Source organism: Streptomyces rapamycinicus NRRL 5491 (assembly GCF_024298965.1).
Classification (GTDB): Bacteria; Actinomycetota; Actinomycetes; order Streptomycetales; family Streptomycetaceae; genus Streptomyces; species Streptomyces rapamycinicus.
Genome location: NZ_CP085193.1, coordinates 9,956,097 through 9,978,859 on the forward strand (window position 1 = coordinate 9,956,097; position 22,763 = coordinate 9,978,859).

1 protein-coding gene (only partly in view) is annotated in these 22,763 nt (G+C 68.6%); it reads left to right on the forward strand.

This entire window lies inside a single protein-coding gene on the forward strand: locus tag LIV37_RS41290, encoding a type I polyketide synthase. The 30,669-nt coding sequence extends 1,507 nt beyond the window's left edge and 6,399 nt beyond its right edge, so the window shows coding positions 1,508-24,270 (codon 503, partial, through codon 8,090, complete); the first codon wholly inside the window starts at nt 3. Both the start codon and the stop codon lie outside the window.

Below are 22,763 nucleotides of genomic sequence, written 5' to 3' on the forward strand. Positions count from 1 at the left end.
TGGACGTGCGGGGTGTGGCGTCAACGCTGGCGGTGACGCGTTCGGTGTTCGAGCACCGGGCGGTGCTCCTTGGAGATGACACCGTTACCGGGACCACGGTGTCTGATCCGCGGGTGGTGTTCGTCTTCCCGGGTCAGGGGTCGCAGCGTGCTGGTATGGGTGAGGAACTGGCCGCCGCGTTCCCCGTCTTCGCGCGGATCCATCAGCAGGTGTGGGGCCTGCTGGACGTGCCCGATCTGGAGGTGAACGAGACCGGCTATGCCCAGCCGGCCCTGTTCGCTTTGCAGGTGGCCCTGTTCGGGTTGCTGGAATCGTGGGGTGTACGGCCGGACGCGGTGGTCGGTCACTCTGTCGGTGAGCTCGCCGCCGGATACGTCTCCGGGTTGTGGTCGCTGGAGGATGCCTGCACGCTGGTGTCGGCGCGGGCCCGCCTCATGCAGGCCCTGCCCCCGGGTGGGGTGATGGTCGCCGTCCCGGTCTCCGAAGATGAGGCCCGGGCCGTGCTGGGTGAGGGTGTGGAGATCGCCGCGGTCAACGGCCCGTCGTCGGTGGTTCTCTCCGGCGATGAAACCGCAGTACTGCAGGCCGCAGCAGCCTTGGGCAAGTCAACACGTCTGGCAACCAGCCATGCCTTCCACTCCGCCCGCATGGAACCCATGCTGGAGGAGTTCCGGACGGTCGCCGAACGCCTCACCTACCAAACACCCCGCCTCGCCATGGCCGCTGGTGATCGGGTGACGACGGCTGAGTACTGGGTGCGGCAGGTCCGGGACACGGTCCGGTTCGGCGAGCAGGTGGCCTCGTACGAGGACGCGGTGTTCATCGAGCTGGGTGCCGACCGGTCGCTGGCCCGCCTGGTCGACGGTGTCGCGATGCTGCACACCGACCACGAGGCACAGGCCGCGATCAGTGCCCTGGCCCACCTGTATGTCAACGGCGTCACCGTCGACTGGACCGCGCTTCTGGGCGATGCTCCGGCAACACGGGTGCTGGACCTTCCGACATACGCCTTCCAGCACCAGCGGTATTGGCTTGAGGGTGCGGACCGGGCGGCCGCGGGCGGTCATCCGCTGCTCGGGCCGGCGGTAGGGCTGGCCGAGGCCAGTGGAGTGCTGTTTACCTCGCAAGTTTCCCGGAGCGGTGATCTGTGGTTGCAGGACCAGACGGTCTTGCCCGCGACGGCGTTCGCCGAGATGGCGCTGGCAGCGGCGGACGAGACCGGCTGCGGCCTGGTCGAGGAACTCACCGTGGAAGCCTTGCTGCTGCTTCCTGACGATGGCGCCGTCCAGGTACAGACCTGGGTGAGCGAACCCGACGATGCCGGCCGCCGCCAGCTCAGTATCCACGCCCGTTACAGCGACGACGAGCTCTGGACACGCCTGGCCACCGCGACCCTGGCCACCACCACCGGCAGGGTGTCCGGCTGGCAGGCCGGCGAGGCGTGGCCGCCGGCCGGTGCGGTCCCGGTCGAGGCCCGAGTACCGTCACTGCGCGGGGTGTGGCGCCGTGGCAGCGAAGTGTTCGCCGAGGTCGCCCTGGACGACACCCACGACGCCACCAGGTTTTTGCTTCATCCCGGCCTGATGACTGCCGCCTTCGCCGCCGTAGGCGAGGAGACTCCCGCCGCGTGGCAGGGCTTGACCCTGCACGCCCGCAACGCTGCCGAGCTGCGCGTCCGCCTCACCTCACAGGATGACGAGACCCTGTCGGTAGAGGCCGTCGACAGCACAGGGCTTCCTGTCCTGACCGCCCGCTCCCTCGCGCTGGACGCCGTTCCCGTCAACGAACCGGCCACCAGTGCCACCGACCTGCTCACCCTGACCTGGGCAGGAATCCCCACCCCCCAGCAGACCGGTCTGACGGTGGGTGCGTTTGAAGACCTGGCGGCGGACGGCGATGCGCCGGTGCCCGATGTCGTGGTGTTCACCGCGCTCCCCGGCAACGACGACCCGCTGGCACAGACTCGCATACTGACCGCGCAGGTTCTGCGGACAGTCCAGGAGTGGATTGGCGGGGAACGCTTCAGCGACAGCACGCTGGTGGTGCGGACCGGTACTGGTTTGGCCGCGGCAGCGGTGTCGGGGTTGATGCGCTCGGCCCAGTCCGAACACCCCGGCCGGTTCATCCTGGTGGAAAGTGATGACGACGCCCTCACTCCGGACCAGCTGGCCGCGACTGTCGGATTGGACGAGCCGCGGCTGCGGATCAGCGACGGCCGGTACGAAGTACCACGGCTGACCCGCGCACATGCCGATGAGCCTGAGCCTGAAAGGGCGTGGGATCCGGATGGCACGGTCCTGATCACGGGCGGTTCCGGCGTTCTGGCGGGGATCGTCGCCCGGCACCTGGTGGCCGAACGTGGTGTGCGTCATCTCCTGCTGCTGTCTCGCGGCACTCCGGACCGGGCGCTGCTCAGCGAGTTGGCCGAGTTGGGTGCCGCGGTGGACACAGCGGCCTGTGACGTGTCGGATCGTGCAGAGCTGGCGCGAGTGTTGGCGCGTGTGTCGCCGGAGCACCCGTTGACGGCGGTGATTCATACCGCGGGCGTGGTGGATGACGGTGTCGTTGAGTCCCTGAGCGCGCAGCGGCTGGAGACCGTATTCCGGCCCAAGGCCGATGGTGCTTGGCATTTGCACGAGCTCACCCGGGACGCCGACCTGGCGGCGTTCGTCATGTATTCCTCGGCTGCCGGTGTCATGGGCGGTGCGGGTCAGGGTAACTACGCGGCGGCAAACGCGTTCCTGGACGCGCTCGCCGAAGAACGCCGAGCCGAGGGCCTGCCCGCACTCGCGGTGGCCTGGGGCCTCTGGGAGGACGCCAGCGGCCTGACCGCGCAACTGACCGACACGGACCGTGACCGGATCCGGCGCGGTGGCCTGCGGGCCATCTCCGCCGAGCACGGGATGCGGCTGTTCGACAACGCGTCACGCCACAGTGAACCGGTTCTGGTGGCCGCGCCGATGGAGCCGGTACGGGACGCGGAAGTCCCGGCATTGCTGCGGTCGTTGCATCGTCCGAACGTCCGGCGTGCCGCTCTCGCCGGTGGAGCGCAGTGGCTGGCAGCCCTGGCGCCGGAGGAGCGGGCGAAGGCACTGCTGAAGGTGGTGCGTGACACCGCCGCGACGGTTCTGGGGCACGCCGATGCCCGCACCATTCCGGTGACCGGAGCGTTCAGGGATCTGGGCATTGATTCGCTGACCGCGGTGGAACTACGGAACGGTCTGGCGAAGGTGACGGGGTTGCGGTTGCCGGCCACGTTGGTGTTCGACTATCCGACCCCGGCGGTCTTGGCTGCTCGGCTGGGGGAGTTGTTCACCGGCGAGAATCCTGTATTGGTGCGCACCGCCTCGGTGGTGGGGCAGGACGAGCCGCTGGCGATCGTGGGTATGGCCTGCCGTCTGCCCGGCGGGGTGTCGTCGCCTGAGGATCTGTGGCGCCTTGTGGAGTCGGGTACGGATGCGATTTCCGGTTTCCCCGCCGACCGTGGGTGGGACGCGGAGAGCCTGTTCGATCCGGACCCGGACGCGGTCGGGAAGTCGTACTGCGTAGAGGGCGGCTTCCTCGACAGCGCAGCCAGCTTCGACGCCGGATTCTTCGGCATCAGCCCACGCGAGGCTCTGGCGATGGACCCGCAGCAGCGGCTGATCATGGAGGTGTCCTGGGAGGCCTTCGAGCGGGCCGGGATCGAGCCCGGTTCCGTGCGCGGCAGCGACACCGGCGTCTTCATGGGCGCGTACGCCGGTGGCTACGGTGCCGGTGCTGACCTCGGCGGCTTCGCGGCCACCGCCAGCGCGACCAGTGTCCTGTCCGGCCGGGTGTCGTACTTCTTCGGCCTCGAAGGCCCCGCCATCACGGTGGACACGGCGTGTTCGTCGTCGCTGGTGGCATTGCACCAGGCGGGGTATGCCCTGCGGCAGGGGGAGTGTTCCCTGGCCCTGGTCGGTGGTGTCACGGTGATGGCCACGCCGCAAAGTTTCGTGGAGTTCTCGCGGCAGCGTGGTCTGGCCTCCGATGGCCGGTGCAAGGCGTTCGCAGACAGCGCGGATGGCACGGGATGGGCTGAAGGCGTTGGTGTGCTGCTGGTAGAGCGGCTTTCCGACGCCCAGGCCAAGGGCCATCAGGTGTTGGCGGTGGTCCGTAGCTCGGCGGTCAACCAGGACGGCGCGTCGAACGGCCTGTCCGCGCCGAACGGCCCCTCCCAGCAGGGGGTGATTCGGCAGGCGCTGGCCAACGCGGGTCTGACCACGGCCGAGGTGGATGTGGTCGAGGCCCACGGCACGGGTACGACGCTGGGCGACCCGATCGAGGCCCAGGCGGTGATCGCCACTTACGGTCAGGACCGGGAACGGCCCCTGCTGCTGGGCTCGCTGAAGTCGAACATCGGTCATGCTCAGGCCGCCTCGGGCGTGTCGGGTGTCATCAAGATGGTCATGGCCCTGCAGCACAACACGGTTCCCCGCACCCTGCACGTGGATGAGCCGTCGCGGCACGTGGACTGGGCGGCGGGTGCGGTTGAGCTGGTGAGGGAGAACCAGCCCTGGCCCGGCACCGACCGGCCCCGTCGGGCGGGCGTGTCGTCCTTCGGAGTCAGCGGCACCAACGCCCACGTCATCCTGGAGAGCGCACCCCCCGCTCAGCCCGCGGAGGAGGCGCAGCCTGTTGAGACGCCGGTGGTGGCCTCGGATGTGCTGCCGCTGGTGATATCGGCCAAGACCCAGCCCGCCCTGACCGAACACGAAGACCGGCTGCGCGCCTACCTGGCGGCGTCGCCCGGAGTGGATACACGGGCTGTTGCATCAACGCTCGCGGTGACACGGTCGGTGTTCGAGCACCGCGCCGTACTCCTTGGAGACGACACCGTCACCGGCACCGCTGTGTCCGATCCCCGGGTGGTGTTTGTTTTCCCGGGGCAGGGGTGGCAGTGGCTGGGGATGGGCAGTGCGCTGCGCGATTCCTCGATCGTGTTCGCCGAGCGGATGGCCGAGTGCGCGGCCGCGTTGCGCGAGTTCGTGGACTGGGACCTGTTCACGGTTCTGGATGATCCGGCGGTGGTGGACCGGGTTGATGTGGTCCAGCCCGCTTCCTGGGCGATGATGGTCTCCCTGGCCGCGGTGTGGCAGGCGGCCGGTGTGCGGCCGGATGCGGTGATCGGCCATTCACAGGGTGAGATCGCCGCGGCGTGTGTGGCGGGTGCGGTGTCGATGCGGGATGCCGCCCGGATCGTGACCTTGCGCAGCCAGGCGATCGCCCGGGGCCTGGCGGGCCGGGGCGCGATGGCATCCGTCGCCCTGCCCGCACAGGATGTCGAGCTGGTCGACGGGGCCTGGATCGCCGCCCACAACGGTCCCGCCTCCACCGTGATCGCGGGCACCCCGGAAGCGGTCGACCATGTCCTCACCGCTCATGAAGCGCGAGGGGTGCGGGTGCGGCGGATCACCGTCGACTACGCCTCGCACACCCCGCACGTCGAGCTGATCCGCGACGAACTGCTCGACATCACTAGCGACAGCAGCTCGCAGGCCCCGGTCGTGCCGTGGCTGTCGACCGTGGACGGCTCCTGGGTCGACAGCCCGCTCGATGTGGAGTACTGGTACCGGAACCTCCGTGAGCCGGTCGGTTTCCACCCCGCCGTCGGCCAGTTGCAGGCCCAGGGCGACACCGTGTTCGTCGAGGTCAGCGCCAGCCCGGTGCTGTTGCAGGCGATGGACGACGATGTCGTCACGGTTGCCACGCTGCGTCGTGACGACGGCGACGCCACCCGGATGCTCACCGCCCTGGCACAGGCCTATGTCCACGGCGTCACCGTCGACTGGCCCGCCATCCTCGGCACCACCACAACCCGGGTACTGGACCTTCCGACCTACGCCTTCCAACACCAGCGGTACTGGGTCGAGGGTGTGGATCGCTCGGCTGCGGGTGGTCATCCGTTGCTGGGTGTGGCCGTGGAGTTGCCGGACTCCAATGGTGTGGTGCTGACCGGGCGGGTGTCGCTGGCCACCCATACATGGCTGGCCGATCACGCGGTCCGGGGCAGTGTCCTGCTCCCCGGGACCGCATTTGTGGAACTGGTCGTCCGAGCCGCCGACGAGGTCGAGTGCGACGTTATCGATGAGCTGGTGATCGAAACCCCGCTCCTGCTGCCGCAGACCGGAGGCGTCCAACTGTCCGTGTCCGTCGGCGGAGCCGATGAGTCCGGACACCGCGCGGTGACGGTCTTCTCCCGGGCGGACAACGCGGACACATGGACCCGGCACGTTTCCGCCACGATCAGCGCCTCTGATGCACCCCTCTCGCTGCCGGAGTTTGCCTCGTGGCCGCCAGCCCAGGCCCAGCCGACGAACGTGGCCGACCTCTACGACCGGCTGGCTGCCGCGGGTACCGAGTACGGTCCCGCGTTCCAGGGGCTGCAGGCCGCGTGGCGTGACGGGGACACCGTCTACGCCGAGGTCGTCCTCGCTGAGGAGCAGGCGCAGGAGGCGGCACGGTTCGCGGTGCATCCGGCGCTGTTGGACGCCGCCATGCACGCCAGCGTCCTGCACACACCCGATACCGACCAGCAGAGCGTGCGGATGCCGTTCTCCTGGAACCACGTCCAAATCCGAGCGACCGACACAGCCATGCTGCGCGTCGCGGCAACACCGACAACAGACGGCTGGAGTGTGCGGGTCGCCGACGACACCGGCAGGCCCGTGGCCACCATCGGTTCCCTCGTCACCCGGCCGGTGACAGCCGACACACTCGGCTCCGCTGCCGATGACCTGCTCACGCTGGTATGGACGGAGATCCCGACTCCCCAGCAGAGCAGCCTGAGCGTCGGCAGGTACGAAGACCTGGCGGACGGTGACGTGCCGGTCCCCGACGTGGCGGTCTACACCGCACGTCCCGAGGCCGACGGCAGCCCTGATCCGCTGGTACAGACTCGTACGCTGACCGCCCAGGTGCTCCAGACGGCCCAGGCGTGGCTTGGCGGGGAGCGCTTCACCGACAGCACACTGGTCGTGCGGACCGGCACCGGGCTGGCCGCCGCCGCGGTGTCAGGGCTGATGCGTTCAGCCCAGTCGGAACACCCCGGCCGCTTCGTCCTGGTGGAAAGCGACGACGACAGCCTCACCCTCCACCAACTGGCCGCTACCGTCGGACTGGACGAGCCCCGGCTGCGGGTCAACGACGGCCGGTTCGAAGTGCCACGGCTGGCCCGGGTGAACGCCGCTGAGCCCGAATCTGAAACGGTGTGGGACCCGCATGGCACGGTCCTGATCACAGGCGGCTCCGGCGTCCTGGCAGGCGCCCTCGCCCGCCACCTGGTCACCGAACGTGGCGTACGTCATCTCCTGCTGCTGTCCCGCACCACTGCCGACGAGGGGTTGCTCAACGAACTCGGCGAGCTGGGCGCTCGGGTCGAGACGGCGGACTGCGACGTGTCGGACCGTGCCGGGCTGGCGCGGGTGCTGGCGGGCGTATCACCGGAACACCCGCTGACGGCGGTGATCCAAACCGCCGGCGCACTCGACGACGGCGTCTTGGAGACCCTGACCGCGCAGCGGCTGGACACGGTCCTACGGCCCAAAGCCGACGGCGCCTGGCACCTGCACGAACTCACTCGCAACACCGGCCTGGCCGCGTTCGTCATGTATTCCTCGGCCGCCGGTGTCATGGGTAATCCGGGGCAGGGCAACCTCGCGGCGGCCACCGCGTTCTTGGACGCGCTGGCCGAGCAACGTCGTGCCGAGGGGCTGCCCGCACTCGCACTCGCCTGGGGTTCGTCAGAAGAGACCAGTGACCTGATCGGTCTGCGGACCATCTCCGCCGAGCGTGGGATGCGCCTGTTCGACAGCGCATCGCATCGTGGCGAGCCGCTTCTGATGGCCGCGTCGCTGGATCCGGCACGGGCCGCGGAGGTTCCGGCGTTGCTGCGTTCGTTGCGTCGCCCGGTCGCCCGGCGGGCCGCTTCCGCCGACGGTGGGGTGCAGTGGCTGGCCGCCCTGGCACCGGCCGAGCGGGAGAAGGCGCTGCTGAAGGTGGTGTGTGACAGTGCCGCCGTGGTCCTGGGGCACGCCGACGCCCGCACCATTCCCGTGACCGGTGCGTTCAAGGATTTGGGCGTGGATTCGCTGACCGCGGTGGAGCTGCGGAACAGCCTGGTGAAGGCGACGGGGCTGCGGCTGCCCGCCACGATGGTGTTCGACTATCCCACCCCGACCGCCTTGGCTGCTCGGTTGGACGAGTTGTTCACCGGCGAGAACCCTGCACCGGTACGCGAGCCGGTGCCGGCGGTGGCGCAGGACGAGCCGTTGGCGATTGTCGGTATGGCGTGCCGTCTGCCGGGCGGTGTGTCGTCGCCGGAGGATCTGTGGCGCTTGGTCGAGTCGGGTACGGACGCGGTCTCCGGCTTTCCCACCGACCGTGGCTGGGACGTCGAGGGCCTGTTCGATCCGGATCCGGACGCGGCCGGGAAGTCGTACCGCGCTGAGGGCGGCTTCCTGGACACGGCGGCTGGCTTCGACGCCGGATTCTTCGGGATCAGTCCGCGTGAGGCGTTGGCGATGGATCCGCAGCAGAGGCTGCTGTTGGAGGTGTCCTGGGAGGCCTTCGAGCGGGCCGGGATCGAGCCCGGTTCCGTACGCGGCAGCGACACCGGCGTCTTCATTGGCGCGTTCCCCGTTGGTTACGGCGCCGGTGCTGCCCGCGAGGGTTACGGTGCGACCGCGGCTCCCAACGTGTTGTCCGGCCGGCTGTCGTACTTCTTCGGCCTTGAGGGTCCGGCGATCACGATGGACACGGCGTGCTCCTCGTCCCTGGTTGCTTTGCATCTGGCGGCGCAGGCGTTGCGCAATGGTGAGTGTTCGATGGCGTTGGCCGGTGGTGTGACGGTGATGGCCACGCCGGAGGTCTTCACCGAGTTCGCCCGGCAGCGTGGTCTGGCCTCCGACGGCCGGTGCAAGGCGTTCGCGGACAGTGCGGATGGTGCCGGTTTCTCCGAAGGCGCGGGTCTGCTGCTGGTCGAGCGGCTCTCCGACGCCCGCCGCAACGGCCACCAGGTGCTCGCAGTCGTTCGCGGATCGGCAGTCAACCAAGACGGCGCGTCCAACGGCTTCACGGCGCCGAACGGACCCGCCCAGCAGCGGGTGATCCGGCAGGCGCTGGCCAACGCGGGTCTGACCACCGCCGAGGTGGATGTGGTCGAGGCACACGGCACGGGTACGACGCTGGGTGACCCGATCGAGGCCCAGGCGGTGATCGCCACCTACGGTCAGGACCGTGAGCAGCCTCTGCTGCTGGGCACATTGAAGTCGAACGTCGGACATACGCAGGCTGCCGCAGGTGTGTCGGGTGTCATCAAGATGGTGATGGCCCTGCAGCACAGCACGGTGCCGCGCACCCTGCATGTGAACGAGCCGTCGCGGCATGTGGACTGGTCGGCGGGTGCGGTTGAGCTGGTGACGGAAAACCAGTCCTGGCCCGTCACCGGTCGGCCGCGCCGGGCGGGTGTGTCGGCCTTCGGGGTCAGTGGTACGAACGCGCATGTCGTCCTTGAGAGCGCACCACCCGCCCAGTCTGTGAACAACGCGCAGCCCGTAGCGACACCAGTTGTGGCCTCGGAGCTGGTGCCGCTGGTGATATCAGCCAAGACGCTCCCGGCGCTGACCGAACACGAGGACCGGCTGCGCGCCTACCTGGCGGCGTCGCCCGGGGCGGATATGCGGGCTGTGGGGTCGACGCTGGCGCTGACGCGTTCGGTGTTCGAGCACCGTGCCGTACTCCTCGGCCACGACACCGTCACCGTCACCGGTACCGGCACGGCGGTGTCCAACCCCCGAGTGGTGTTCGTTTTTCCGGGGCAGGGGTGGCAGTGGCTGGGGATGGGCAGTGCGCTGCGGGGTTCGTCGGTGGTGTTCGCCGAGCGGATGGCCGAGTGTGCGGCGGCGTTGAGTGAGTTTGTGGACTGGGATCTGTTCGCGGTGCTGGATGATCCGGCGGTGGTGGACCGGGTTGATGTGGTTCAGCCTGCTTCGTGGGCGGTGATGGTTTCCCTGGCCGCGGTGTGGCAGGCGGCCGGTGTGCGGCCTGATGCGGTGATCGGCCATTCGCAGGGTGAGATCGCCGCGGCGTGTGTGGCCGGTGCGGTGTCGTTGCGGGATGCCGCCCGGATCGTGACCTTGCGCAGCCAGGCGATCGCCCGGGGCCTGGCGGGCCGGGGCGCGATGGCATCCGTCGCCCTGCCCGCGCACGAGATCGAGCTGGTCGACGGGGCCTGGATCGCCGCCCACAACGGTCCCGCGTCTACGGTGGTTGCGGGTGCGCCGGAGGCGGTGGACCGTGTGCTGGCGGTTCATGAGGCGCGGGGGGTGCGGGTGCGGCGGATCGCCGTTGACTACGCCTCGCACACCCCGCACGTCGAGCTGATCCGTGACGAGCTGCTCGACATCACCGCGGGTATCGGTTCGCAGGCTCCGGTGGTGCCGTGGCTGTCGACCGTTGATGGGACGTGGGTCGAGGGTCCGCTCGATGTGGAGTACTGGTACCGGAACCTGCGTGAACCGGTGGGCTTCGACTCCGCCGTCGGCCAGTTGCGTGCTGAGGGCGACACCGTGTTCGTGGAGGTCAGCGCGAGTCCGGTGTTGTTGCAGGCGATGGACGACGATGTCGTCACGGTTGCCACGCTGCGTCGTGACGACGGGGACGCCACCCGGATGCTCACCGCCCTGGCACAGGCGTTTGTCGAGGGCGTGACCGTCGACTGGCCCGCAATCCTGGGCACCGCCACGACACGGGTACCGGACCTTCCGACGTACGCGTTCCAGCACCAGCGCTTCTGGGCCGAGGGTGCGGACCGGTCGGTTGCGGGCGGTCATCCGTTGCTGGGTGTGGCGGTGGAGTTGCCTGAGTCCGATGGTGTGCTGTTGACCGGGCGGGTATCACTGGCCACGCATGCCTGGCTGGCTGATCACGCGGTGCGGGGCAGTGTGCTGCTGCCCGGTACCGGGTTTGTGGAGCTGGTCGTCCGCGCCGCTGATGAGGTGGGGTGTGACGTTGTCGATGAGCTGGTGATCGAAACCCCGCTGCTGCTGCCGTCGTCCGCTAGCGTGCACCTGTCCGTGTCGGTCGGCGAGGCTGACGAATCCGGGCGCCGGGGTGTGACGGTCTTTTCCCGTGCGGATGGCGCCGACGCCTGGACTCGCCACGTTTCGGCCACGATCGGCGTCTCTGGCGCTGCCCTCTCGCTGCCAGAGCTTGCTGCTTGGCCTCCCGCACAGGCACAGCCGGTGGGCCTGGGCGATTTCTACGACCGGCTGACCGGGGCCGGTTACGAGTACGGTCCCGCGTTCCAGGGGCTGCAGGCCGCGTGGCGTGACGGGGACACCGTCTTCGCCGAGGTGGCCCTGGCCGAGGAGCAGGCGGAGGAGGCGGCACGGTTCGCGGTGCATCCGGCGCTGTTGGACGCCGCCTTGCACGCCGGAATTCTGAACACACTCGACACCGCCGAGCAGGGTGTGCGGCTGCCGTTCTCCTGGAACGGTGTCCAGGTCCGGGCCACTGGCACGGCCACGCTACGCGTTGCGATAACACCAGTGACGGACGGCTGGAGTGTGCGGGTCGCCGACGACAGCGGCCGACCGGTGGCTACCGTCGACTCGCTCGTAACGCGGCCGGTAACGGCCGACACGCTCGGTTCCGCTGCCGACGACCTGCTCACGGTGGTCTGGACGGAGATCCCCACCCCCCAGCAGACCGGCCTGAGCGTCGGCCGGTTCGAAGACCTGGCGGACGGTGATGTGCCGGTGCCCGAGGTGGTGGTCTGCACCGCACTCCCCGACAGCAGCGAGAACCCGCTAGCCCCGCTGGATCCGCCGGATCCGCTGGTACAGACCCGCACGTTGACCACCCAGGTTCTCCAGGCAGTTCAGGCATGGCTGGCCGGGGAACGTTTCACCGACAGCACGCTGGTCGTGCGGACCGGCACCGGGCTGGCCACCGCCGGGGTGTCGGGTCTGATGCGGTCTGCCCAGTCGGAACACCCCGGCCGGTTCGTCCTGGTGGAATGCGACGACAACCTCACCCTCCAGCAACTGGCCGCGACTGTCGGGTTGGACGAGCCGCGGCTGCGGGTCTGCGACGGCCGGTTCGAGGTACCGCGGCTGGCGCGGGCGAATACGCCGGAAAGCAGCCCGCTCACGATTCCCGGGGATCGTGCGTGGCTGCTGGAGCAGTCCCGCAGCGGAACCTTGCGGGACCTCGCGCTGGTACCCGCCGAAACCGCCGAACGGCCCCTGCAATCCGGTGAAGTACGAGTAGACGTACGCGCCGCAGGCCTGAACTTCCGCGATGTTCTCATCGCGCTCGGCACTTACCCCGGTGAGGCTGTGATCGGGGCTGAGGCTGCGGGCGTGGTGCTCGAGGTCGGTCCGGAGGTCCAGGATCTGGCCCCGGGAGACCGAGTGTTCGGTCTTGTGGGCGGTGGGTTCGGGGCGGTCGCGATCGCTGATCGCCGAATGCTGGGTGTGATTCCTGACGGGTGGTCGTTCACTACGGCGGCGTCCGTGCCGGTTGTGTTCGCCACCGCGTATTACGGGCTGGTGGATCTGGCCGGGCTGAGTGCGGGTGAGTCTGTGCTGATCCACGCCGCCGCGGGTGGTGTCGGCATGGCAGCCACCCAGATCGCCCGCCACCTCGGCGCGCGGATCTACGCGACGGCCAGCACCGGTAAGCAGCACGTCCTGCGCGAGGCGGGTCTGGAGGATGCCCGGATCGGGGACTCGCGTACCACTGGCTTCCGGGAAATGGTTCTGGACACCACTGACAGCCGGGGTGTCGATGTCGTCCTGAACTCCCTCAGCGGTGACTTTGTCGATGCTTCGCTTGATCTGCTGCCTCGTGGTGGCCGGTTCGTCGAGATGGGCAAGACCGACATCCGTGACCCGCACCAGGTCACCGCCGACCGGCCGGGTACCAGCTACCAGGCGTTCGATCTGATGGACGCCGGTCCGGACCGGCTGCGGGAGATCATCGCCGATTTGCTCGCCCTGTTCGCGCAGGGTGTGCTATTGCCCCTGCCGGTGCGGGCCTGGGACATCCGTCAGGCCCGTGAGGCGTTCAGCTGGATGAGCCGTGCCCGCCACATCGGCAAGATCGTCCTCACCGTCCCTCAGCAACTCGACGCCAACGGCACGGTTCTGGTCACCGGTGGTTCAGGTGTCCTGGCGGGGATCGCGGCCCGGCATCTGGTGGCCGAGCAGGGTGTGCGTCATCTCCTGCTGCTGTCCCGCAGTACCCCGGACGATGCGCTGATCAACGAGCTCGGTGAGCTGGGCGCCCGGGTCGACACGGCGATCTGCGACGTGTCCGATCGTGCCGGGCTGGCACGGATACTCGCCGGTGTATCACCAGAGCATCCGTTGACCGCGGTGATTCACACCGCCGGCGCACTTGACGACGGCGTCGTGGAGTCCCTGACCGCGCAGCAGCTGGAGACGGTACTGCGGCCCAAGGCCGACGGCGCCTGGCACCTGCACGAGCTCACCCGGGACGCCGACCTGGCGGCGTTCGTCATGTACTCCTCCGCCGCCGGTGTGCTCGGCAGCGGGGGACAGGGCAACTACGCGGCGGCCAACGCGTTCCTGGATGCCTTGGCTGAGCAGCGTCGTGGTGAGGGGCTGCCCGCGCTGGCGGTGGCGTGGGGTCTGTGGGAGGACGCCAGCGGCCTGACCGCCGAAATGACTGACACGGACCGTGACCGGATCCGGCGTGGTGGCCTGCGGGCGATCTCCGCGGGGCATGGGATGGGCTTGCTCGATGCCGCGTCACGTCATGGTGAGCCGGTGCTGCTCGCTGCGGCGATGGAGCCTGTGCGTGAGGCCGAGGTTCCGGCGCTGCTGCGTTTGTTGCATCGTCCGGTTGCCCGGCGGGCTGCTTCTACCGGCGGCTCGTCGGTGCAGTGGCTGGCCCGGTTGGCGCCGGTGGAGCGGGAGAAGGCGCTGCTGAAGCTGGTGTGTGATGGCGCCGCGACGGTTCTGGGACATGCCGACGCCAGCACGATTCCGGCGACCGCGGCGTTCAAGGATCTGGGCATCGATTCGCTGACCGCGGTGGAACTGCGGAACAGCCTGACGAAGGCCACGGGGCTGCGGTTGCCCGCCACGCTGGTGTTCGACTACCCCACCCCGACGGCCTTGGCAGCCCGGCTGGGGGAGTTGTTCGTCGGTGAAACTCCTGTTCCGGTACGTACGTCGGTGTCGGTGGTGGCGCAGGACGAGCCGTTGGCGATTGTCGGCATGGCGTGTCGCTTGCCGGGTGGGGTGTCGTCGCCTGAGGATCTGTGGCGTCTTCTGGAGTCGGGTACGGACGCGGTCTCCGGATTCCCCACCGATCGTGGCTGGGATGTGGAGAATCTGTTCGGCCCCGCAGCTGGCGACTCCTATCGCTTGCAGGGTGGTTTCCTGGATGCCGCGGCTGGTTTCGATGCCTCGTTCTTCGGGATCAGTCCGCGTGAGGCGTTGGCGATGGATCCGCAGCAGCGGTTGGTGCTGGAGGTGTCCTGGGAGGCGTTTGAGCGGGCCGGGATCGAGCCCGGTTCCGTACGCGGAACTGATACCGGGGTTTTCATGGGTGCGTACCCCGGTGGCTACGGCATCGGTGCCGACCTCGGCGGCTTCGGCGCCACCGCGAGCGCGGTCAGTGTCCTGTCCGGCCGGGTGTCGTACTTCTTCGGCCTCGAAGGCCCTGCCATCACGGTGGACACGGCGTGTTCGTCGTCGTTGGTGGCGTTGCACCAGGCGGGGTATGCCCTGCGGCAGGGTGAGTGTTCGCTGGCCCTGGTCGGTGGTGTCACCGTGATGGCCACGCCGCAGACTTTCGTGGAGTTCGCTCGTCAGGGTGGCCTGGCCGGTGACGGTCGCAGTAAGGCGTTCGCGGACAGTGCGGACGGCGCCGGCTTCTCCGAAGGTGTCGGTGTGTTGTTGGTGGAGCGTTTGTCGGACGCTCAGGCCAAGGGCCACCAGGTGCTGGCGATGCTGCGCAGTTCGGCGGTCAACCAGGACGGTGCGTCGAACGGTCTGACCGCGCCGAATGGCCCTTCCCAGCAGCGGGTGATCCAGGCTGCCCTCAGCAACGCCGGCCTTGCGGCACACGAGGTGGATGTGGTCGAGGCGCACGGCACGGGTACGACGCTGGGTGACCCGATCGAGGCCCAGGCGTTGCTGGCGACCTATGGCCAGGATCGTGAGCAGCCGTTGCTGCTGGGTTCGGTGAAGTCGAATCTGGGTCATACGCAGGCTGCTGCGGGTGTGTCGGGTGTCATCAAGATGGTGATGGCGCTGCAGCGCGGTTTCGTGCCGCGTACGTTGCATGTGGATGAGCCGTCGCGGCATGTGGACTGGTCGGCGGGCGCGGTTGCGCTGGTGACGGAGAACCAGCCGTGGCCGGATATGGGCCGAGCGCGCCGGGCAGGCGTGTCGTCCTTCGGGATCAGTGGCACCAACGCCCACGTCATCCTGGAAAGCGCACCCCCCACTCAGCCTGCGGACAACGCGGTGATCGAGCGGGCACCGGAGTGGCTGCCGATGGTGATTTCGGCCAGGACCCAGTCGGCTTTGACTGAGCACGAGGGCCGGTTGCGTGCGTATCTGGCGGCGTCGCCCGGGGTGGATATGCGGGCTGTGGCATCGACGCTGGCGATGACACGGTCGGTGTTCGAGCACCGGGCCGTGCTGCTGGGAGATGACACCGTCACCGGTACCGCGGCGACCGATCCGCGGGTGGTGTTCGTCTTCCCGGGTCAGGGGTCGCAGCGTGCTGGTATGGGTGAGGAACTGGCCGCCGCGTTCCCCGTCTTCGCGCGGATCCATCAGCAGGTGTGGGACCTGCTCGATGTGCCCGATCTGGAGGTGAACGAGACCGGGTATGCCCAGCCGGCCCTGTTCGCTTTGCAGGTGGCTCTGTTCGGGTTGCTGGAATCGTGGGGTGTACGGCCGGATGCGGTGGTCGGTCACTCTGTCGGTGAGCTCGCCGCCGGATACGTCTCCGGGTTGTGGTCGTTGGAGGATGCCTGCACTTTGGTGTCGGCGCGGGCTCGTCTGATGCAGGCTCTGCCTGCGGGTGGGGTGATGGTCGCTGTCCCGGTCTCGGAGGATGAGGCCCGGGCCGTGCTGGGTGAGGGTGTGGAGATCGCCGCGGTCAACGGGCCGTCGTCGGTGGTTCTCTCCGGTGATGAGGCCGCCGTGCTGCAGGCCGCGGAGGGGCTGGGGAAGTGGACGCGGCTGGCGACCAGCCACGCGTTCCATTCCGCCCGTATGGAACCGATGCTGGAGGAGTTCCGGACGGTCGCCGAAGGCCTGACCTACCGGACGCCGCAGGTCTCCATGGCCGCTGGTGATCAGGTGACCACCACTGAGTACTGGGTGCGGCAGGTCCGGGACACGGTCCGGTTCGGCGAGCAGGTGGCCTCGTACGAGGACGCCGTGTTCGTCGAGCTGGGTGCCGACCGGTCACTGGCCCGCCTGGTCGACGGCGTCGCGATGCTGCACGGCGACCACGAGGCGCAGGCCGCTGTCAGTGCCCTGGCCCACCTGTACGTCAACGGCGTCACCGTCGACTGGCCCGCGCTCCTGGGCGATGCTCCGGCAACACGGGTGCTGGACCTTCCGACGTACGCCTTCCAGCACCAGCGCTACTGGCTCGAGGGCACGGACCGGATGGCCGCGGGCGGCCATCCGCTGCTGGGTGAGGCGGTGGCGGTTCCCGGCTCGGATGGTGTGCTGTTGACCGGGCGGGTGTCGTTGGCCACGCACCCGTGGCTGGCTGATCACGCGGTGCGGGGCAGTGTGCTGCTGCCCGGTACCGGGTTTGTGGAGCTGGTCGTCCGCGCCGCCGACGAGGTCGGTTGTGACGTCATCGACGAGCTGGTGATCGAGACGCCGCTCCTGCTGCCGCAGACCGGAGGCGTGCAACTGTCCGTCGCGGTCGCCGAGTCCGATGATTCCGGACGCCGGGCGGTGACGGTCTTCTCCCGGGCGGACAACGTCGATACCTGGACGCGGCACGCCACGGTCACGGTCAGCAACTCTGATACGACCCTCTCGCTGCCAGACCTCAGTGCGTGGCCACCTGCCCAGGCCCAGCCGGTGAACGTGGCCGACTTCTACGATCAGTTGACCGTGGTGGGCTACGAGTACGGTCCCGCGTTTCAGGGGCTGCAGGCCGCGTGGCGTGACGGCGACACCGTCTACGCCGAGGTCGCCCTCGCCGAAGAGCAAGCGCAGGACGCGGCCCGATACGCCGTGCATCCCGCGTTGCTGGATGCTGCCCTGCACGCCGGGATCCTGAACACGCCCGACACCGAGCAGGGCGTGCGGTTGCCGTTCTCCTGGAACCAGGTTCAGGTCCACGCGGTCGGCTCGGCGATGTTGCGCGTCGCCGTGACACAGGCGGCGGACGGCTGGAGTGTGCGGGTCGCTGATGACACCGGCCGGCCGGTGGCCACCATCGGCTCCCTCGTGACTCGGCCGGTGACGGCCGACACACTCGGCTCCACCACCGACGACCTGCTCGCCCTGACGTGGACGGAGATCCCGGCCCCTCAGGAGACCAGCCTGACCATAGGCCGCTTCGAAGACCTGGCGGACGCCGATGTGCCGGTGCCCGAGGTGGTGGTCTTCACCGCACGCCCCGACAGTAGCGAGAACCCGCTGGCCCAGACTCGTACGCTGACCGCCCAGGTCCTGCAGAAGATCCAGGCGTGGCTGGCCGAGGAACGCTTCACCGACAGCACACTGATTGTGCGGATCGGCACTGGCTTGGCCGCTGCCGCGGTGTCGGGTCTGATGCGGTCGGCCCAGTCGGAACATCCGGGCCGGTTTGTCCTGGTGGAAAGCGACGACGACACCCTCGCCCCCGACCAGCTGGCGGCGACCGTCGAATTGGATGAGCCGCGGCTGCGGATCAGCGACGGCCGGTTCGAAGTGCCACGACTGACCCGTACGCATGCCGCTGAACCCGAGTCAGAAAAGGTGTGGGATCCGGATGGCACGGTCCTGATCACCGGTGGTTCGGGTGTGCTGGCGGGGATCGCCGCCCGGCACTTGGTGGCCGAGCGTGGCGTGCGTCATCTGCTGCTGCTGTCCCGCAGCGCACCGGACGGGGCACTGATCAGCGAGCTTGGCGAACTGGGCGCCCAGGTGGCCACAGCGGTTTGCGACGTATCGGATCGCCCTGGGTTGGTGCGGGTGCTGGCGGACGTGTCACCGGAGCATCCCCTGACGGCGGTGATTCATACCGCGGGTGTGGTGGACGACGGTGTGGTGGAGTCCCTGACCGCGCAGCGACTGGACACGGTACTGCGGCCCAAGGCCGACGGTGCCTGGCACCTGCACGAGCTCACCCGTGACGCCGACCTGGCCGCGTTCGTCATGTACTCCTCGGCCGCCGGTGTATTCGGTAGCGCGGGGCAAGGCAACTATGCGGTGGCGAACGCGTTCCTGGACGCTCTCGCAGAGCAACGTCGTGCCGAGGGCCTGCCCGCACTCGCACTCGCCTGGGGCCTCTGGGAGGGCACCAGCGGCCTGACCGCCAATCTGACCGATACAGACCATGACCGGATCCGGCGCAGCGGCATGCGGGCCATCTCCGCCGAGCATGGAATGCGGCTGTTCGACGGCGCGTCACGCCGCAGCGACCCGGTTCTGGTGGCCGCGGCGATGGAGCCGGTACGGGAAGCCGAAGTCCCCGCGATGCTCCGGTCGTTGCACCGCCCGGTCGCCCGGCGGGCGGCCTCCGGCGGTGCGGTGCGGTGGCTGGCCGCTCTGGCGCCGGAGGAGCGGGCGAAGGCACTGGTGAAGGTGGTGTGTGACAGTGCCGCGACGGTTCTGGGACACGCCGACGTCGACAGTATTCCGGTGACCGCCGCGTTCAGGGATCTGGGCGTGGATTCGCTGACGGCGGTGGAACTACGGAACAGCCTGACGAAGGCCACGGGACTGCGGCTGCCCGCCACGTTGGTGTTCGACTACCCGACCCCAGGTGCCCTGGCCGCCCGGTTGGAGGAGCTGTTCACCGGCGAGAATCCTGTTCAGGTACGCACGCCGGTGTCGGCGGTGGGGCAGGACGAGCCGTTGGCGATCGTGGGCATGGCCTGCCGCCTGCCTGGTGGGGTGTCGTCGCCTGAGGATCTGTGGCGCCTTGTGGAATCGGGTACGGATGCGATTTCCGGTTTCCCCACCGACCGTGGCTGGGACGTGGAGAACCTGTTCGACTCGGATCCGGATGCGGCCGGGAAGTCGTACTGCGTAGAGGGTGGCTTCCTGGCGACCGCTGCCAACTTCGATGCCTCGTTCTTCGGGATCAGTCCGCGTGAGGCGTTGGCGATGGATCCGCAGCAGCGGCTGGTGCTGGAGGTGTCCTGGGAGGCGTTCGAGCGGGCTGGGATCGAGCCCGGTTCCGTACGCGGCAGCGACACCGGCGTCTTCATGGGCGCTTTCCCGGGCGGTTACGGCATCGGCGCAGACCTCGAAGGTTATGGTGCGACCGCTGGCCTCAACGTGCTGTCCGGCCGGCTGTCGTACTTCTTCGGTCTTGAGGGGCCGGCCGTCACGGTGGACACGGCGTGTTCCTCGTCGCTGGTCGCCCTGCACCAAGCGGGGTATGCCCTGCGACAGGGTGAGTGCTCGCTGGCCCTGATCGGCGGTGTGACCGTGATGGCCACACCACATACCTTCGTGGAGTTCTCCCGGCAGCGTGGCCTGGCATCCGATGGCCGGTGCAAGGCGTTCGCCGACAGCGCGGACGGCACGGGATGGTCTGAGGGAGTCGGCGTCCTGCTGGTCGAGCGCCTGTCAGACGCTCAGGCCAAGGGCCACCAGGTATTGGCAGTGGTCCGCAGCTCGGCGGTCAACCAGGACGGCGCGTCGAACGGCCTGTCCGCGCCGAATGGCCCCTCGCAACAGCGGGTGATCCGGCAGGCGCTGGCCAACGCGGGCCTGACCACGGCCGAGGTGGATGTGGTCGAGGCCCACGGCACGGGTACGACGTTGGGTGACCCGATCGAGGCCCAGGCGGTGATCGCGACCTACGGTCAGGATCGTGACCAGCCTGTGCTGCTGGGTTCGGTGAAGTCGAACGTCGGTCATACGCAGGCTGCCGCGGGTGTGTCGGGTGTCATCAAGATGGTGATGGCGCTGCAGCACGGTCTGGTGCCGCGTACGTTGCATGTGGATGAGCCGTCGCGGCATGTGGACTGGACGGATGGCGCGGTTGAGCTGGTGACGGAGAACCAGTCCTGGCCCGAAGCCGGTCGGCCGCGCCGGGCAGGCGTGTCGTCCTTCGGAGTCAGTGGCACTAATGCCCACGTCATCCTGGAGAGCGCACCCCCCACGCAGGCCGTGGACGATGTGCGGCCTGCGGATGCGCCGGTGGTGGCGTCGGTGATGGCCTCGGAGTTGGTGCCGTTGGTGATTTCGGCCAAGACGCAGTCGGCACTGGCTGAGTACGAGGGCCGGTTGCGTGCGTATCTGGCGGCGTCGCCCGGGGTGGATATGCGGGCTGTGGCATCGACGCTGGCGATGACACGGTCGGTGTTCGAGCACCGTGCGGTGATCGTGGGTGATGACACTGTTAGTGGGACCGCGGCGACCGATCCGCGGGTGGTGTTCGTCTTCCCGGGGCAGGGGTCGCAGCGTGCTGGTATGGGTGCGGAACTGGCCGCCGCGTTCCCCGTCTTCGCGCGGATCCATCAGCAGGTGTGGGACCTGCTCGATGTGCCCGATCTGGAGGTGAATGAGACCGGTTACGCCCAGCCGGCTTTGTTCGCTTTGCAGGTGGCTCTGTTCGGGTTGCTGGAATCGTGGGGTGTACGGCCGGACGCGGTGATCGGCCATTCGGTGGGTGAGCTTGCGGCTGCGTATGTGTCCGGGTTGTGGTCGTTGGAGGATGCCTGCACTTTGGTGTCGGCGCGGGCTCGTCTGATGCAGGCTCTGCCTGCGGGTGGGGTGATGGTCGCTGTCCCGGTCTCGGAGGATGAGGCTCGGGCCGTGCTGGGTGAGGGTGTGGAGATCGCCGCGGTCAACGGCCCGTCGTCGGTGGTTCTCTCCGGTGATGAGGCCGCTGTGCTGCAGGCCGCGGAGGGGCTGGGGAAGTGGACGCGGCTGGCGACCAGTCACGCGTTCCATTCCGCCCGTATGGAGCCGATGCTGGAGGAGTTCCGGGCGGTCGCTCAAGGCCTGACCTATCACGCACCTGGTGTCGTGATGGCCGCTGGTGATCGGGTGATGACGGCTGAGTATTGGGTGCGGCAGGTCCGGGATACGGTCCGGTTCGGCGAGCAGGTGGCCTCATACGAGGACGCCGTGTTCGTCGAGCTGGGTGCCGACCGGTCACTGGCCCGCCTGGTCGACGGCGTCGCGATGCTGCACGGCGACCACGAAACCCAGGCCGCGATCGGCGCCCTGGCCCACCTGTATGTCAACGGCGTCACCGTCGACTGGACCGCGCTGCTGGGTGATGTCCCGGTAACCCGGGTGCTGGATCTTCCGACGTACGCCTTCCAGCAGCAGCGGTATTGGGCTGAGGTCGGCCGGTCTGCCGATGTGTCGGGGGCGGGTCTGGATGCGGTGGGGCATCCGTTGCTGGGTGCGGTGGTGGCGTTGCCGGGTTCGGATGGTGTGCTGTTGACCGGGCGGGTGTCGTTGGCCACGCATGCGTGGCTGGCTGATCACGCGGTGCGGGGCAGTGTGCTGCTGCCCGGTACCGGGTTTGTGGAGCTGGTTGTCCGCGCGGCTGATGAGGTGGGCTGCGACGTCGTTGACGAGCTGATCGTCGAAGCCCCGCTTCTGCTGCCGCAGACCGGCGGTGTGCAGGTGTCGGTATCGGTTGGTGAGGCTGACGAGTCCGGACACCGGGTGGTGACGATCTTCTCCCGGGCGGACAACGCCGATACCTGGGTCCGGCACGTTTCCGCCGTGATCAGTACCTCTGACTCGACGGTCTCGCTGTCGGAGTTTGCCTCGTGGCCACCAGCTCAGGCACAGCCGGTGGACGTGACGGGCTTCTACGACCGGCTGATGGCAGAAGGGTACGAGTACGGTCCCGCGTTCCAGGGTTTGCAGGCCGCGTGGCGTGATGGGGACACTGTCTTCGCCGAGGTTGCTCTGGCTGAGGAGCAGGTGCGGGAGGCGGCGCGATATGCCGTGCATCCGGCTCTACTGGATGCGGCTCTGCATGCCTGCACCTTGAATGCGTCCGATGCCGAGGTGGGTGTGGGGCTGCCGTTCTCCTGGAACGGTGTTCGGGTCCATGCTGGTGGTTCGGCCATGTTGCGTGTCGCGGTGACGCAGGCGGCGGATGGCTGGAGTGTGCGGGTCGCTGATGAGATCGGTCGGCCGGTGGCTAGCGTGGGTTCGCTCGTGACGCGCCCGGTGACGGCCGACGCGCTCGGTTCCGCTGCCGATGACCTGCTCGCCTTGACCTGGGCGGAGATCCCGGCCCCTGAGGGGACCGGTCTGACGGTCGGCCGGTTCGAGGAGCTGGTGTCGGACGGCGATGTGCCGGTACCCGAGGTGGCGGTCTTCACCGCACTCCCCGACAACGACGACGACCCGCTGGAGCAAACACGAAAGCTGACCGGTCAGGTCCTCCAGGCAGTTCAGGAGTGGCTTGGCGGGGAGCGCTTCAGCGACAGCACGCTGGTGGTGCGGACCGGTACTGGTTTGGCCGCTGCTGGGGTGTCGGGGTTGATGCGGTCGGCCCAGTCCGAACACCCCGGCCGGTTCGTCCTGGTC